Genomic DNA, 14036 nt, shown 5'->3' with positions numbered 1-14036 from the left:
AGCAGGAGCGGGCCCCGGATGCGACGGATCGCGAAATCTCGCTACCCTCCGCCGGTGCCGGAACTGCTCGAGGTGGAGGCCTACCGTCAACAGGCCGTGGTGGTCCAGGGGCGCCGGATCGAGGCGGTCGAGCTCTTCGACCCCGCGTATTGGCGGGGCGAGCGGCCATCGGGCGACCTTCCCGGGGCGGCGGTCGACGGTGTCCGGCGGATCGGCAAGCTCCTGTTGATCGACACCGACGCCGGAACGCTCGGGCTCCGGTTCGGGATGACCGGCCGGCTCCTGGTCGACGGATCGGCGTCGATCGACCAGCTCGAGTACTCGAGCCCCAAGGACCTGCCCGAGTGGCACCGGTTCGGGCTGTGGTTCGACGGAGGGGGCAGCCTGGTGGTCACCGACCCGCGGCGCCTTGGCTGGGTCGAGCTCGACCCCGACGAGGCCCGGCTCGGCATCGATGCCGCCGGGGCGACCGTCGGCGACCTCAAGGCGGTGCTCGAGCGGGGCACGGCGCCGCTCAAGGCTCGCTTGATGGACCAGAAGCGCCTCGCCGGGCTCGGCAACCTGCTCACCGACGAGATCCTGTGGCGGGCCGGACTCGACCCGCGGCGCCCCGCCGGCGAGCTCACCGCCGCCGAGCGGCGTCGGCTCCACCGCCATCTCCACCGGACACTCGACGAGCTGGGGGAGCGTGGAGGGTCCCATACCGGGGACCTGCAGACGTCGCGGCAGCCGGGGGCTCATTGTCCCCGCGACGGGACACCGCTGCGGCGCGACACGGTGGGAGGCCGGACCACCTGGTGGTGCCCGGAGCACCAGCGTTGACCGGCCGGGCCGCGTCAGGTGCCGTGGGCACGGTGAGTACCATCGACCACACCGTGTCGCGACCATCACACCCCGAACGGCCCCGTCGTTGGGCGCCGCCCCGCCGACCTCGCCCCTCGGGCCGGGGTCGTCGTGGACTCCGCCGGGCGGCGGTGGCCGGCCTCGTGATGGTCGCCGTCACCGCTCCGGGCCCGGCGTCGGCGGTCGATGAGCCCGACCTGGTGCCATCCACCAGCACCACGACCTCCTCGACCAGCACGACCACCTCCTCCTCCACCACGACGACGAGCGTGGCCGACGAGGATGAGGCTGGGGCCAGCAACGAGGGAACCAGCACCACCACCACCTCCACCACGACCAGCTCGGTTCCGCAACCGACCACGACCACCGCGACGGCTCCCCCAACTTCGCGAGCGCCGGCCACCACGGCCACGACCGGTCCCAACCCGCTGTTGGTGGCCGGACCGCCCTCGGATCGACGTGAGCTCGCCCCCGAACCCCCTGCAGGGCCCGATGGCGCCGAGGCCGATGTCGCCCCCGGTGTCGATGAACCCGCCTCGCCGGCCCAGGGCGAGGACGACACCGAGCGGGTCATCCGCTTGGTGGTGGTCGGCCTCGTCGCGGTCGCGGTCCTGCTGGCGGGGTTGGCGGTCTACTACTGGTGGATCACCCGTCCCGAACCCGTGACCGAACCCACCGACGACCCCGAGGACAGCGACGACGCCGACGACACCGACCCAGGGACCGATGTGAGTGACCCGCCGGGGCGAGGTGACGGTACGGTGGACCCATGGCTGACGGACTCGACATCGACGAGATGATCCAGCGGTTCCGCGATCGGGCGCAGGCGGTCAAGACCCGGCCGCTGCCACCGATCGCCGGTGAGGAACGGGCACGCTTCGTGCGCCAAGCCCAGCTCGACTACCAGGACTTCGCCATGATCGGCGACGCCGAAGGCACCCTCGAAGACGGCGTGCTCACCCTGCGCGTCGATCTGCGTCCCCACGACGACGAGTGACGGGATCGCCCATCAGCGCCCCGTCCCCCCACCAGTCGTAACCAGGACCACTAGTCTGCGTCCAGGACGCGACCAGGCAGTACGAAGGGTGACAACGATGTCTGACTCAGAGCAGCACAACGACGACGAGGCGGCACCTGCCCCGCCGCCCCCTCCTCCGCCCCCTCCCCCTCCATCGCCGCCACCGGAACAGGCCGGACAGGTGCCGCCGCCCCCGCCGCCTCCGGCCTCCACCCCGGACGCGGCGCCACCGCCCCCTCCGCCCCCGGGTGCCGGCGCGGTGCCCTCCGCACCGCCACCGCCGCCACCTGCGCCGGGCGAGGCCCCCTCCACCCAGCCCACCAGCCCGGCGCCACCCCAGCCGCCACCTGCACCGCAGGCGGCACCCGGGCCCCCGCCACCGCCGCCACCCCCCTCGGCCCCGGTCACCCCACCGCCGCCGGTGGCCCCGCCACCTCAGGGTTCCCCGCAACCCCCGCCAGCTGCGCCGGCACCCCAGCAGCCAGTCGCTCCCCCGGAACCGGCCGCGCCGCCACCACCTCCACCGCTCGCCCCGGCGCCGACCCCCACCGCCGAGGATCCGTACGCAGTGGGCGGGTGCGTCGGCCGGCTCGGGTTCGGCGCCAAGCGCAGCGCTCGGGTGTCGGCGGGCATCGCCACCGCGCTGCTCGGCGACGGTGAGCACGCCCAGCAGCTCGTCCAGGGTTCCTATCTGGGCAAGAACGCGGTCGCGATCCTCACCGACCGGCGGTTGCTCGTCGTCAACGACCGTGAGTGGAAGCCCGACATTCGCTCGGTGACGATCACCCCCCAGATCACCGTCGAGGGAATGGGCGACGAGCGCTCGGCCACGATCAGGATCCACGGCGACGGCGACATGGTCGAGATCAGCGGCATCGGCGATCCGGACCAGGCTCGCGAGTTCGCCCACCGGATCAGGACGAGGGTGGCCGAGCTCTGAGCGTCCCCGACCGGCGACGCCGACTGGCCGGAGTGTGGACGGGCTTTGCTACACTCACCACTTCCACGCGGAAGTAGCTCAGTTGGTAGAGCGCAACCTTGCCAAGGTTGAGGTCGCGAGTTCGAGCCTCGTCTTCCGCTCCAGAGCAGACGGTTCCGAGCGGCCCCTCCGGGGGCCGTTCGCCGTTTCCGGCAGCCTGTGGTCGGTGTTTGCCATCGGGTCCACCGGGTAGGGCGGCGCCATGTCAGGCGACTCTGCCGTCCAGGACGCGGCACGTGGGACGGCGACGCTCGCCAAGGGGGTGGTGGCCCGCGTCAAGGAGCACCACGATCCCCTCAACGCGGCCGGCGTGGCGTTCTTCGGCTTCCTCTCGACCATCCCCGCGATGGTCGCCCTGGTGTCGATCTATGGCCTGGTCGCCGACCCCGAAGCGATCGAGGAGCGGGTCGAGGACCTTGCCGGTGCGCTGCCCGACGAAGCCCGCCAGCTCATCGTGCAGCAGCTCGAGAGCATCACCACCGCCTCCGGTGGGGCGCTCACCATCGGATTGGTGGTCAGCCTGGTCATCGCCCTCTGGTCCGCTTCGAGCGGGGTGAGCCACCTCGTGGTGGCGGTCAACATCGCCTACCAGCGCAGCGACACCCGCACCTTCGTGGCCAAGCGCCTGCTCAGCCTGGTGCTCACGCTCGGTGCCATCCTGTTCGTCGTGGTCGCGGTGGCGGTCATCACCGGGCTCCCCGCGGTCCTCGCTGCGGCCGGGCTGCCCAGCCTGGCGCGCTGGTTGATCAACCTGGCCGTCTGGCCCATCGTCGGGCTGGGCCTCGCCGCCGGACTCGCGGTGCTGTACCGCGCCGGTCCCGAAGGGGTGTCGAGCACGCGCTGGCGCTGGTTGAGCCCCGGAGCGGTCGTCGCCGTGGTGGCCTGGATCCTGGCCTCGATCGGGTTCCAGATCTATGCCGCCAACTTCGGGTCATACAACGAGACCTACGGGTCGCTCGGGGCCGTGGTCGTGCTGCTGCTCTGGATCTGGATCTCGGCGCTGGTGGTGCTGGTCGGGGCCGAGGTCAACGCCGAGATCGAACAGTCGGGGAGCTGACTGCTCGTACCGCCGGCCGACAGTGCCCGTCGACCACGGGATCGTGAATCCGGCGACCTCGGGCTTCAACGATGGTTACGAGTGTTGACCATGTTCGATAGGCACACCTACTATTGCCCGATCAGCCAGGTAGACCCCCCGACGTTGTCGAGGCCCACTTGGACCATCAACCCCCTACTGGAGGATCTTCGTGACCCGAAATCGTTCCCATCCCCTCGGTTGGCTCGCTGCCTTGTTCTCGCTGAGCCTGCTGCTCGCTGCATGCGGTGACGACGACGCCACGCCCTCAGACGAGGAGACACCTGCGGAGACCGGCACTGACAGCGGTGCCGAGGACGACTTCGCGTCCAGCGCCGACGGTGACCACGAGGCGGTCAGCGAGGATGGCGGCTACGAGTACGCCAGCGACGTGTCGTCGCACCGGCTCGTGGTCGAGGACATCTGCGACATCAACGGTCTGCTCGATGCCGATCCGATCGACTTCGACGCGGTGTCTGGCATCTACGTCGATGGCAAGCACTCGGTCAACAGCGACGGGTCTGTGCGAACCCTCGCCGGCTTCGCCGCCGCGTCCGACCGTATGCACGGCTTCGACGAGTACTACGACAGCGACACTCCGATCGACGACTTCGTGTCCGCGGCGATCGCCGGCTCGGGTGGGTTCGAGGGTGAGTCCGACGCCGTGCGTCGCCAGGGCGTCCAGAAGGGCATCCAGAACCAGACGATGATCGCCTGGGTCATCCATGAGCTGAACGCCGCGCTGGCCAAGGCCGACGACGCGAACTTCGATGCCGACGAGGGGGCTCCGCACAACTGGGACGAGGCATGGGCCTTCTACCATGGTTCGGAGCCTGGATGCGGACCCTATGCCACGGCGGACAAGCGAGGCGCAGACTTCGGCACCCTCGCCGAGGACGGTGAGACCTCCCTGGCCAACGAGGCCATCCGTGAGGCCATGAACGATGGTCGTGACGCGCTGCTGGCGGAGGACGCCGGCAGCGCCGAGGCCGCAGCCGACGAGGTGCTGCGTCAGGTCGTGATCACCTATTCTCAAGCCACGATCAAGTACGCCGCGCTGGTGCCCGAGGACCTCGAGGCGGGTGATGCCGAGACGGCTCGGGTGCACCAGGCCGAAGGCTTGGCATTCTTCCGGGTCATCGAGCCGATCCTGGCCGACGCCGGCGCCGATGTGGACACCATCGACGCAGTGCTGTCGCTGGAGAACGAGCCCGGTGCCAACGGTGGTGAGGACGAGGTCCGCGCCGCTCTCCAGCCTGCGTTCGACACGCTGGGTATCAGCGACGAGGACATCGGTCAGCTCGGCTGAGCGACCACCACCGATCCAGCGGGGGCCCGGGACGCCATCATCTCGGGCCCCCGCTCGCGTTCGGGCTCAGATCCGCTCGGCTGCCGACCAGCCGTCGTCGCGCAGGAGTCGAACCAGAAGAATCACCGGCAGGAGCCCCACAGCGACGATGAGCAGCGCGGGAAGTGCGGCGACGTCGAAGCGGGAGTCCTTGGTGGCTTCCCATACCGTGATGGCCAGGGTGTCGCCGCCGAGTGGACGCAGCAGTGCAGTAGCCGGCAGTTCCTTCATGACCTCGACGAGGACGAGGAGCGCCGCGGTGAAGATGCCGGGCCGCAGTAGGGGCAGGTGGACATCGGCCAGCACCCGCGCCTGGTCGGCACCAAGAGCGCGGGCGGCGTCGTCGAGGCTCGGACTGATCCGGTCCATGCGCGCCTCCATCGCGAAGGACGCCAGCGCGTGGAACCGCACGACGTACGCGATCACGAGACCGAGGATCGTTCCGGTGAGCAACAGATCGATCTCGAGACCGAACACGGCATCGGCGAGGCTGATGAGGCGACGGTCGATCCAGACCATTGGGACGTACACGGCCACGGCCACCACGGTGCCGGGGACCGCGTACCCGACGGTGGCCAGGCGCGACGCGATCGCTCCGACTCGCGACGGTTGTGCCCGCTTGCCGTAGGCGACGATGGTGGAGGTGACCACGGCCACCAGCGCGGCGAGGACACCCAACAGGAGGGTGTTCCGGGCCGCAGCTGCGAGATCTGCCCCGAGCTGGTCCTCGATGATCGTCTCGGCCGACCACGCCACCAGCTGCGCTACCGGGACCAAGAAGACCAGAGCGAGCAGTCCGATGCCGGGAAGGGGTGCGAGCCAGCGCCGCCAGCCGGAGATGGGTCTTGGTTCGACGGCGTCGCCTGCCCCCAACGCTTGGTGGTAGCGGGCACGACCTCGCAGGAGTCGCTCAACGGTGACCATGGTGAGGGCCAGCCCCACCAGGACCGTGGCCAGCTGCAGGGCGGCGCTCTGGTCGAACGCGCCGTACCAGACCCTGTAGATGGCACTCGTGAGGGCTTGGACGCCCAGCAGGTCGACGGCTCCGAAGTCGGCCAGTGCCTCCATGACGGCCAGGGCCGCGCCGGCGGCAAGCGCAGGACGTGCCAAGGGGAGCGCAACCCGGCGCACGGCCTGTCCATAGGTCAGACCCAGCGAGCGGGCAGCCTCGAGTGCCTGGCGCGACTGACCGATGAACGCGCTGCGACCGAGAACGTACACGTAGGGGTACAGCACCCCGGTGAGCACCGTGACCGCACCGATCGGCGTGCGGATGCCAGGGATCTGCAGGCTGTTGCCGAGCAGGTTTGTCTGCAGCGGTGTTGCCAGCCCGTACTGGCCGAGCACGACGAACACGAGCACGTACCCGGGCATGGCCATCGGCAGCACAAGTGCCCAGTCCAACCAACGCCGACCGGGGAAGTCGTAGAAGGAGATGAGCACCGCGAGACCGCCCCCGACCACGAGCGTGCTCGCCCCCACACCGAGGCCGAGCATGATGCTGGTGCGCAGTGCGTCAGGAAGGAGGGATCGGGCGATCTGATCGAAGGCCTCGCCTCCGCCCAGGAAGCTCGCCGGAAGCACCAGGAGCGGACCGGCGACGATGGTGGCGATGAGCACCCCGAGGATCGCCCAACCGGCGAAGCGGCGACGCGGGACCGGTGGATCCGGTCGTGGAGTTCCGGCATGTGTCGGCATCGGCACGTTCATGTCAGCATGCCGCTTCGATCAGTTCCACCCGACCTCGAGCATCAGCGCGACGGCCTCCTCCAGCAACGGGCCGGCAGCCTCGACGTCGATCGGGTCGGTCCTGACATCTGCCCAGTGGCTGATGTGTTCGGCCGGTGGAACGTCGGGGTTGGCGGCGAACTCGCTGCGATCGATGATCTGGGCCTGGGCCGACGGCGCCGTGAGGAACTCGATGAGCGCGGTGGCCTCGTCGGTGGCATCGGACGCGGCGACCACCCCCACGCCGGAGACGTTGGCGTGGGCGCCCGCACCGTCCTGGTCGGGCCAGGCCGGCGCCACTGGGAAGTCGGGATTGTCGCTCAGGGCCCGACCCAGGTAGTAGTGGTTCGCCAAGCCGAGGTCGCAGCCACCATCTGCGATGACCGCGAGCATCTCGCCGTCGGAGTTGAGGATCTTGGGTTCGTTGGCCATCCAGGAGCGCAGGAGCTCCTCGGTCTCGTCCATGCCTCGCTTGGCGATCATGTCGGCGACGAGTGACTGGTTGTACTCACTGGTGGAAGTCCGCAGACACGTGCGCCCCTGGTAGCGCGGATCTCCCAAGTCCTCGTAGCTGGTGACCGCTCCCGTCGGGATCCGCTCGGTCGACACCACCGGGATGCGCAGCCGGGTTGTCAGCGACCACCAATAGCCCTCCGGATCGCGCAGTGAGTCGGGCACCTGGGAGCTGAGCGTATCGGAGAGGACCGGTTGGAGGAGTCCGGCGTGCTCGGCCCGCCACAGGTTGGCGAGATCGGTGGTGACCAGCACGTCGGCCGGCGTGTCCTCACCCTCGCGGCGGAGGCGCTCGAAGAGCTCTGGGGCCGTACCACCGCGCAGTTCGACCTCGATCCCCGTGTCCGCTTCGAAGTCTCGGAACACCTGTTCGGTACCATAGTGAGAACGGCCGTTGTACACCACGAGCGCACGCTCGTCGCCCTTCGTGGTGGCGAGCGCGCCAGCCGCGACGACACCGATCGCAACCAGGGCGATGACTGGGATCGGCCAGCGCTTGCGGATGAGCTTGGAGAGCATTGAGATCCTCGATGAGGGTGACGGAGTGGTTACCCTGTCCTAGCATAGTGGGATAGGTGGCCTAAACTTCAGGAGGTGTGAGCGCTGAAGCTCGGCCCGATCAGTCTGCTACGGTCCCGCCCGTGAACGCGGTTCCCGCCATCCGCGCCCTCGGCATCGACAAGTGGTTCGGCAGGACCTGCGCAGTCGCCGGCGCCGACGTCACCGTGCCTGTCGGATCGATCGTCGCGCTCCTCGGGCCGAGCGGTTCGGGGAAGAGCACCCTGTTGCGGATCATCGCCGGGTTCGAGGTCCCCGATGCGGGCATGGTCGAGATCGATGGCGGCCGCGTCGCGGGTGAGGGGACCTGGGTGGAGCCGGAGCTGCGACGAGTGGGCATGGTGTTCCAGGACGGAGCCCTCTTCCCCCATCTCACCGTGGAGCGCAACGTCGCCTTCGGTGAACCCGCACCCGGGCGCGTCACCGAGTGTCTGGAGTTGGTCGGCCTCGCCCATCGGGCCCGGTCCTATCCTCACGAGCTCTCCGGCGGCGAGCGCCAGCGGATCGCCCTCGCTCGTGCCCTGGCACCCGATCCCGCCGTCGTGCTCCTCGACGAACCCTTCGCCGCGCTCGACGCAGGCCTGCGGGCCGCCCTTCGGGAGGACGTGGCCGCCATCCTCCGCGAGGCCGGCGCCACCGCGCTGTTGGTCACCCACGACCAGCAGGAGGCGCTGTCCCTGGCTGACGAGGTCGTGCTCATGGATGCTGGACGGATCGTACAGACCGGCACTCCCGAAGAGGTCTACGCTCGTCCTGCCAACCGGTGGGTGGCCGGCTTCCTCGGCGCCGCCGAGGTGTTCCCGGGCACCGCGTCCCACGGCTACGTCGAGACCGAGTTCGGGCGGCTCCTCTCGGACGATCCCTGTGCGCAGGGTCCTGTCGAGGTCATGATCCGACCCGAGGTGCTCAGCTTGGTGCCCCTTGCCGCCGACGCTGACGCAGCCGGCGCGTCGGTGTCGGGTGAGGTGCTGAATCGCTCGTTCTTCGGGCACGACCAACTCGTCACCCTCGAGCTCCGCTCAGGGCGCAGGGTTCGCAGCCGCGTGCACGGGGTGACCCGCTGGCAACCAGGCGATCTGGTAGGCATCCGGGTCGACGGTCCCGTGCACGTGTTGCCATCGTCGGATCGGGTGTGACCAGCACCAACACGCGCCCGATGCTCTCGGCCAGCAGGCGTGGGGTGCTCCTCGTCGGTGCCTGCAGCGGACTGGGGGCATTGTCGTTGCTGCTTCCTGCCACCTTGAGCTTCGACCCGTGGGCGTGGTTGGTCTGGGGCCGCGAGGTCGGTCAGCTCGACCTCGATACCACCGGCGGTCCGTCATGGAAGCCCCTCCCGGTCCTCGTCACCACGATGCTCGCGCCGCTCGGACCTGCAGCAGTATCGCTCTGGATGCTCGTTGCCCGGACCGGCGCGCTCCTCGGCCTGGTGGCGACGTACCGGTTGGCAGCCCGCTTCGCCGGCGCGCCCGCTGGTGTCATCGCTGCTGCGCTGCTCCTGCTCACCCCCGACGGTGACCCGCGCTTCTTGCGCCTGGTGGGCGAAGGCCACGTCGCGCCGCTCACGATCGCGCTGGCGCTGTTTGCCGTGGAGGCCCATCTGGACGAGCGCCGTCGAACGGCGCTCACCCTCGGGTGGGGGGTCGCGCTCCTTCGTCCGGAAGCATGGCCACTGCTGGGCATCTACGCCCTCTGGCTCTGGTGGCGCGACCCGTCGACTCGAGTGTTCGTGGTGGCGATCCTGGCCAGCGTGCCGATGTTGTGGTTCGGTGGCGACTGGTGGGGTTCGGGTAGTCCGTGGCACGGCGCCGACGCGGCGCGGGTGGCGGCGTCGGAGTCGCTGGGCGGGCGCACTGCCAGCGCGCTCACCGCGGCTGGCGCCATGGTCGTGGCCCCGGCATGGGTAGCCGCTGGCTTCGGACTGGTGACGGCCCGACGACGGGGTGAAAGGGTCCTGCTCGCCGTCGCCGCCGGTGCACTCGCCTGGTCCGCGCTCGTCGCCGCGCTGGCGGTGACCCTCGGGTATGCCGCTCTCAGCCGGTTCTACCTCCCCGCCGCCGCTGCGGTGTGCGTGCTGGCTGGTGTCGGGGTCGTCTGCTCCCTTCCATCTCCTGGTCGCGTGCGGATGCTGTGGGTCGTCGGCATCGTGGTGGCTGTCGCGCTCGCCGTGCCCCGAGCTGCCGGCATCGGACCGGTCGTGGTCGCCGTCGCCGATCGCGGCGTGCTCGAAGCCGATCTCGACGTCGTCATCGAGCGGTCCGGAGGTCCCGAGATCCTCACCTCCTGCGGCGACGTGTCGGTCACCGGATCGGGGCTGCTGCGACCCGCCGTGGCCTGGAAGCTGGACCTTCCCCTCCACCGGGTTCCTCGCGCTCGCGTCGACCATCCCGGCACGATGTTGCTTCGGTCGGGGAGCTCGCCCGACCGGCAGATGTCTCTGCGATCCGGTGCGGTCGTCCTTGCCCGTTCGTCGCACTGGGTCGCCTACGCGGTCGACTGTCCTGAAGCCGAACTACACAGTTTTCGTTAGGCTCACCTCATGCACTATGGTTGCCGGGGTGACCTCCCTGTCGGTCGTCGTCCCCGCAACCAACGCCCCCCCGACCCTCGGCCGGTGCCGCGCGGCGATCCGTGCGGCGCAGGACCCACCCGAGGAGGTCATCGTGGTCGAGGACGCCCATTTGTCTGCATCCGAGGCCCGCAACGCCGGTGTCCGGCGTGCTCAGGGCGACGTCGTGGTGTTCATCGATGCCGACGTCGAGGTCCACCCGGACGCCTTCAGCAGGATCCGCTCCGCGTTCGACGACGATCCCGGTCTGGGTGCCCTGTTCGGTTCCTACGACGACGATCCCGCCGATCCAGGTGTGGTCTCGGCGTTCCGCAACCTGTTGCACCACCAGGTGCACCAGGCCGGAGCCGGACCCGCCGAGACGTTCTGGACGGGGCTCGGAGCCATCCGCCGCCAGACGTTCCTCCGCATCGGTGGCTTCGACGCGGATCGCTATCCGCATCCCTCCATCGAGGACATCGAGCTCGGCGATCGCCTCCGCTTCGACGGCTCCCGGTCCGCCCTGGACCCGACCATCCAGGGCAAGCATCTCAAGACATGGACCCTGCGGTCGATGCTGTGGACCGACCTGGCCCGACGCGCCGTCCCTTGGGTCGCCCTCCAGGTGCGTACCCGACGTCGGGCCACCACACTGAACTGCGGCCTGCGCCACCAGATCAGTGCCGCGGTCTGGGTGGTCGCGGTGGTCGCGGCCATCGGGTTGTGGCTGCCGCTGCTCGCGTCCTGCCTTGGTGTCCTCATCATCGCGAACCGGCACTTCTACGGCTTGCTCGTTCGACGCATGGGGCTGCTCCCAGCCATCGCCGGCATCGGACTGCACTGCCTCCACCACCTGGTCGCGGTCGCTGCTGTGCCGGTCGGCATCGTCGTCGCGCTTCTCGACGCTCCGCGTCCGCTGCCTCCGCTCGGGGCGGCGTCGATCTCTCGAGTCGACGGGTTCGAATGAGCGTGGAGCCGGTGCGGATCGGACTGATCGGCTGCGGCAGGCTCGCCGAGATCGGCTATGTCCCCGCCCTCGCCATGGAGCGGGGCACCACCCTCACCGCGGTCGCCGATCCCGACGGCGGACGGCGTGCCCACCTTGCCGACCTGGTCGGGGAGTCGGTCTCCACCTTCGCTGACGCCGCCGCGCTGATCGAGGGCGCCGACGTCGACGCCCTCGTGCTCGCGAGCCCGGCCAGCACCCATGTTGCCGACGCCGAGTGGGCCACGGCCGCCGGGCTACCCGTGCTGGTCGAGAAGCCACCAGCTCCCGACGGCGCCGGCGCCGCTCGCCTCGCAACGCTCGGTCCCACGGTGCGGGTGGGGTTCAACCGTCGCTTCGATCCTGGCGTCCGCGAGGTACGGGCGGCCACCCCGCGAGCGGGTGCGCTCGACCTGGAGCTCGAGATCCGCTATCGGCGGGCGAGCTGGGGAGCCCATCTCGTGCGCGACGAGGTCATCCTCGACCTCGCTCCCCACCTCCTCGACTTGGCGCGCTGGGTGTCCGGAAGCGAGATCCGCGAGGTCACGGCCACCGAGCTCACCCCCGATCGGGCCACCTTGTCGCTGGTACTGGGGCGGGGACGAGCCACGATCCGTGCTCGGGCCGACTCGATCCACGCCGAACAAGTGGCGGTCCGCGACGCGGCGGGTACCACTGTCGCTCGACACCGGGCCGGCGGCAGCCTCGCCGCAATCATCGGACGACTCCGTCCATCCCCTGGCGTCCATCCCCTCGTGGCGTCGCTGGCCGCCCAACTCGATTCGTTTGCGACTGTCGTACGCGGCGGCCAGGACCCAGCGCTCGGCACCACCGTCGATGGCGTCGCGGTGATGGCGGCCGTCGACGCGGCGCGAACCAGCGCCGCTGCTGCTGGACGGCCAACGTTGATCACCGACCCGATGGAGCCTTCCCCATGTTGACCATCCTGCAGTTCGACGCCGCCAGCGCTTCCCTGCTCGACCGCCTCCTGCGCGATGAGCGCCTGCCCGTGCTCGCCGCACTCCGGGACCGCGGTGTGTGGCACGAGCTGGACGCGCCGGCCACCCAGTTCGCCGCTGGCGCCCAGCACACCCTCTACAGCGGCGTGCCGCTCGAGGACCACGGGCTCTTCTACCCCTTCCAATGGTCGGCCGGGGAGCAACGTGTCCGCTACATGGGCCACTTCCATGCCCCACCACCGGTGTGGGAGCGCCTCGGCCGCTGCGGCACCAGAACCCTCGCGGTCGATCCATACGAGAGTCGCCCACCCGTCGATGCGCCACCCGGCGCTTTGGTGTGTGGCTGGCAGCTCCACGACCGCGTCGTACTCCAGGAGTGGTCCGCGCCCGATGACACCCATCGGCGACTCGAGCGGCTCTTCGGCTCACCTGCACCGGTCGACGAGGTCTTCGGCCGGCACTCGGTCGAGGAGATGCTCGGCTTGCGCCGTCGCCTCCTCGGCGCGCCGGGCCGGGTGGCCGATGCCGCCGAGCAGCTGTTGGCCGAGCAGCCGTTCGACCTCGCCTGGTTGACCTTCTGCGCTGCTCACGTGGCCGGCCACCAGTTCTGGGACCTGTCCCAACTCGATCCGAAGGGTCTCGATGCCTCTGCCGAGCGGCTCCTCGGCAATACCCTGGAAGACGTCTACCGAGAGGTCGACAGCGCCCTCGGTCGAGTGGTCACGGTCCTGCCCGACGATGCCGATCTGATGATCATCTCGCCCGTGGGCATGGAGGTGAACACCAGCCGGGCCGATCTGCTCCCCGAGATGCTCCGCTCGATCCTCGATCCCTCCGAGGACCGCACCGATGCTCGAAGCTCCATCTGGTGGCTCCGCGCTGCGCTGCCCAGCGGCTTGCGGGCCAAGGTCGCCGGAGCGCTCCCGGAGGCCGTGGCACTCGAGCTGACGGCCCGCCTGGAGATGCGTGGCATCGACTGGGTCAGGACCCGGGCGTTTGCCCATCCCGCGGAGAACCAGGGCTACATCCGCCTCAACCTGCGGGGCCGCGAGCGCGACGGCATCGTCGATCCCGCCGATGCAGAGTCGCTGATGGACGAGATCGCAGCCGGGATCCTGTCGTTCCGTTCGCTCGACGGCAGTCCGGCGGTCTCGTCGGTGGAACGGGTGGCCGACCGCTTCGGCAGCGGTGACCGTGCCCACCAGCTTCCCGACCTGATCGTGCGGTGGGTCGACACCCCAGCTACCCGACTCGAGGGCCTGCACTCGGAGCGGTTCGGCACCGTCCGCCGACACGGGGTCGGCAGTGGCCGGTCCGGGAACCACACCGAAGGGGATGCGTGGGCCCTGGTTGTGCCCGGCGCCTCCAAGCTCATCGAGCCGTCCCGACCCCCTCGCCTCGAGGACGTCGCGGCCACGGTCGCCGCCCTCTCCGGCAGCGACACCCGCGAGATGGCAGGTCAACCGCTCCTCGAGCGGTAGCTCC

13 protein-coding genes and 1 tRNA gene are annotated in these 14036 nt (G+C 69.9%); 12 read left to right on the top strand and 2 right to left on the bottom strand.

All coding sequences use genetic code 11. The features are described 5' to 3' along the window. The first annotated feature begins 54 nt into the window (after positions 1-54). From U5K29_05165 to U5K29_05135, 7 genes are all read left to right on the top strand, one after another. Positions 55-822 carry a DNA-formamidopyrimidine glycosylase family protein gene (locus U5K29_05165; protein MDZ7677917.1) on the top strand — a complete coding sequence of 256 codons (768 nt, stop codon included), beginning with the start codon at positions 55-57 and terminating at the stop codon, positions 820-822. A gap of 32 nt (positions 823-854) precedes the next feature. Beyond that, the gene (locus U5K29_05160) at positions 855-1643 is read left to right on the top strand and encodes a hypothetical protein (GenBank protein MDZ7677916.1); all 789 of its coding nucleotides are present in this window, start codon (positions 855-857) and stop codon (positions 1641-1643) included. Further along, positions 1613-1840 (top strand): hypothetical protein, encoded by a 228-nt coding sequence (locus U5K29_05155; GenBank protein MDZ7677915.1) that lies wholly within the window; start codon positions 1613-1615, stop codon positions 1838-1840. Before U5K29_05160 ends, U5K29_05155 begins: the two co-directional genes overlap by 31 nt. Positions 1841-2429: 589 nt before the next feature. Then, positions 2430-2801, top strand: a complete 372-nt coding sequence (locus U5K29_05150) for a hypothetical protein (GenBank protein ID MDZ7677914.1) — start codon at positions 2430-2432, stop codon at positions 2799-2801. Between the two features lie 67 nt (positions 2802-2868). Then, positions 2869-2944 (top strand) — tRNA-Gly (locus U5K29_05145). A 98-nt stretch (positions 2945-3042) separates the two neighbouring features. After that, entirely contained in the window at positions 3043-3897 is an 855-nt protein-coding gene (locus tag U5K29_05140) for a YihY/virulence factor BrkB family protein (protein ID MDZ7677913.1), read from the top strand. Between the two features lie 190 nt (positions 3898-4087). Continuing rightward, complete coding sequence (locus U5K29_05135; protein ID MDZ7677912.1) at positions 4088-5224, top strand: FEA1-related lipoprotein; 1137 nt, start codon at positions 4088-4090, stop codon at positions 5222-5224. Between the two features lie 66 nt (positions 5225-5290). Here U5K29_05135 and U5K29_05130 read toward each other — a convergent pair whose 3' ends face one another. Together U5K29_05130 and U5K29_05125 are read right to left on the bottom strand one after the other, a co-directional pair. Beyond that, the gene (locus U5K29_05130) at positions 5291-6961 is read right to left on the bottom strand and encodes an iron ABC transporter permease (GenBank protein ID MDZ7677911.1); all 1671 of its coding nucleotides are present in this window, start codon (positions 6959-6961) and stop codon (positions 5291-5293) included. 30 nt (positions 6962-6991) lie between these two features. Beyond that, positions 6992-8023, bottom strand: coding sequence for an extracellular solute-binding protein (locus U5K29_05125; GenBank protein MDZ7677910.1), 1032 nt, complete (start codon positions 8021-8023; stop codon positions 6992-6994). Between the two features lie 122 nt (positions 8024-8145). On the opposite strand from U5K29_05125, the gene U5K29_05120 reads away from it, so the two are divergent. Genes U5K29_05120 through U5K29_05100 form a run of 5 tightly spaced genes read left to right on the top strand, consistent with a single transcriptional unit; the run spans position 8146 to position 14032 of the window. Then, complete coding sequence (locus U5K29_05120) at positions 8146-9198, top strand: ABC transporter ATP-binding protein (GenBank protein ID MDZ7677909.1); 1053 nt, start codon at positions 8146-8148, stop codon at positions 9196-9198. Beyond that, entirely contained in the window at positions 9195-10589 is a 1395-nt protein-coding gene (locus U5K29_05115) for a hypothetical protein (GenBank protein ID MDZ7677908.1), read from the top strand. The genes U5K29_05120 and U5K29_05115 overlap by 4 nt, the downstream gene beginning before the upstream one ends. Before the next feature lie 28 nt (positions 10590-10617). Continuing rightward, complete coding sequence (locus U5K29_05110; GenBank protein ID MDZ7677907.1) at positions 10618-11574, top strand: glycosyltransferase family 2 protein; 957 nt, start codon at positions 10618-10620, stop codon at positions 11572-11574. A gap of 11 nt (positions 11575-11585) precedes the next feature. Further along, positions 11586-12533: a Gfo/Idh/MocA family oxidoreductase gene (locus U5K29_05105; protein MDZ7677906.1), complete on the top strand. Its 948-nt coding sequence runs from the start codon at positions 11586-11588 to the stop codon at positions 12531-12533. Beyond that, positions 12527-14032, top strand: a complete 1506-nt coding sequence (locus U5K29_05100) for an alkaline phosphatase family protein (GenBank protein ID MDZ7677905.1) — start codon at positions 12527-12529, stop codon at positions 14030-14032. Before U5K29_05105 ends, U5K29_05100 begins: the two co-directional genes overlap by 7 nt. Positions 14033-14036 lie beyond the last annotated feature (4 nt).

This window comes from Acidimicrobiales bacterium (assembly GCA_034521975.1).
In the GTDB taxonomy this organism is placed as follows: Bacteria; Actinomycetota; Acidimicrobiia; order Acidimicrobiales; family SKKL01; genus SKKL01.
Note: the sequence above shows the minus strand (reverse complement) of the source record. Positions and strands in the feature narration are given on the sequence as shown.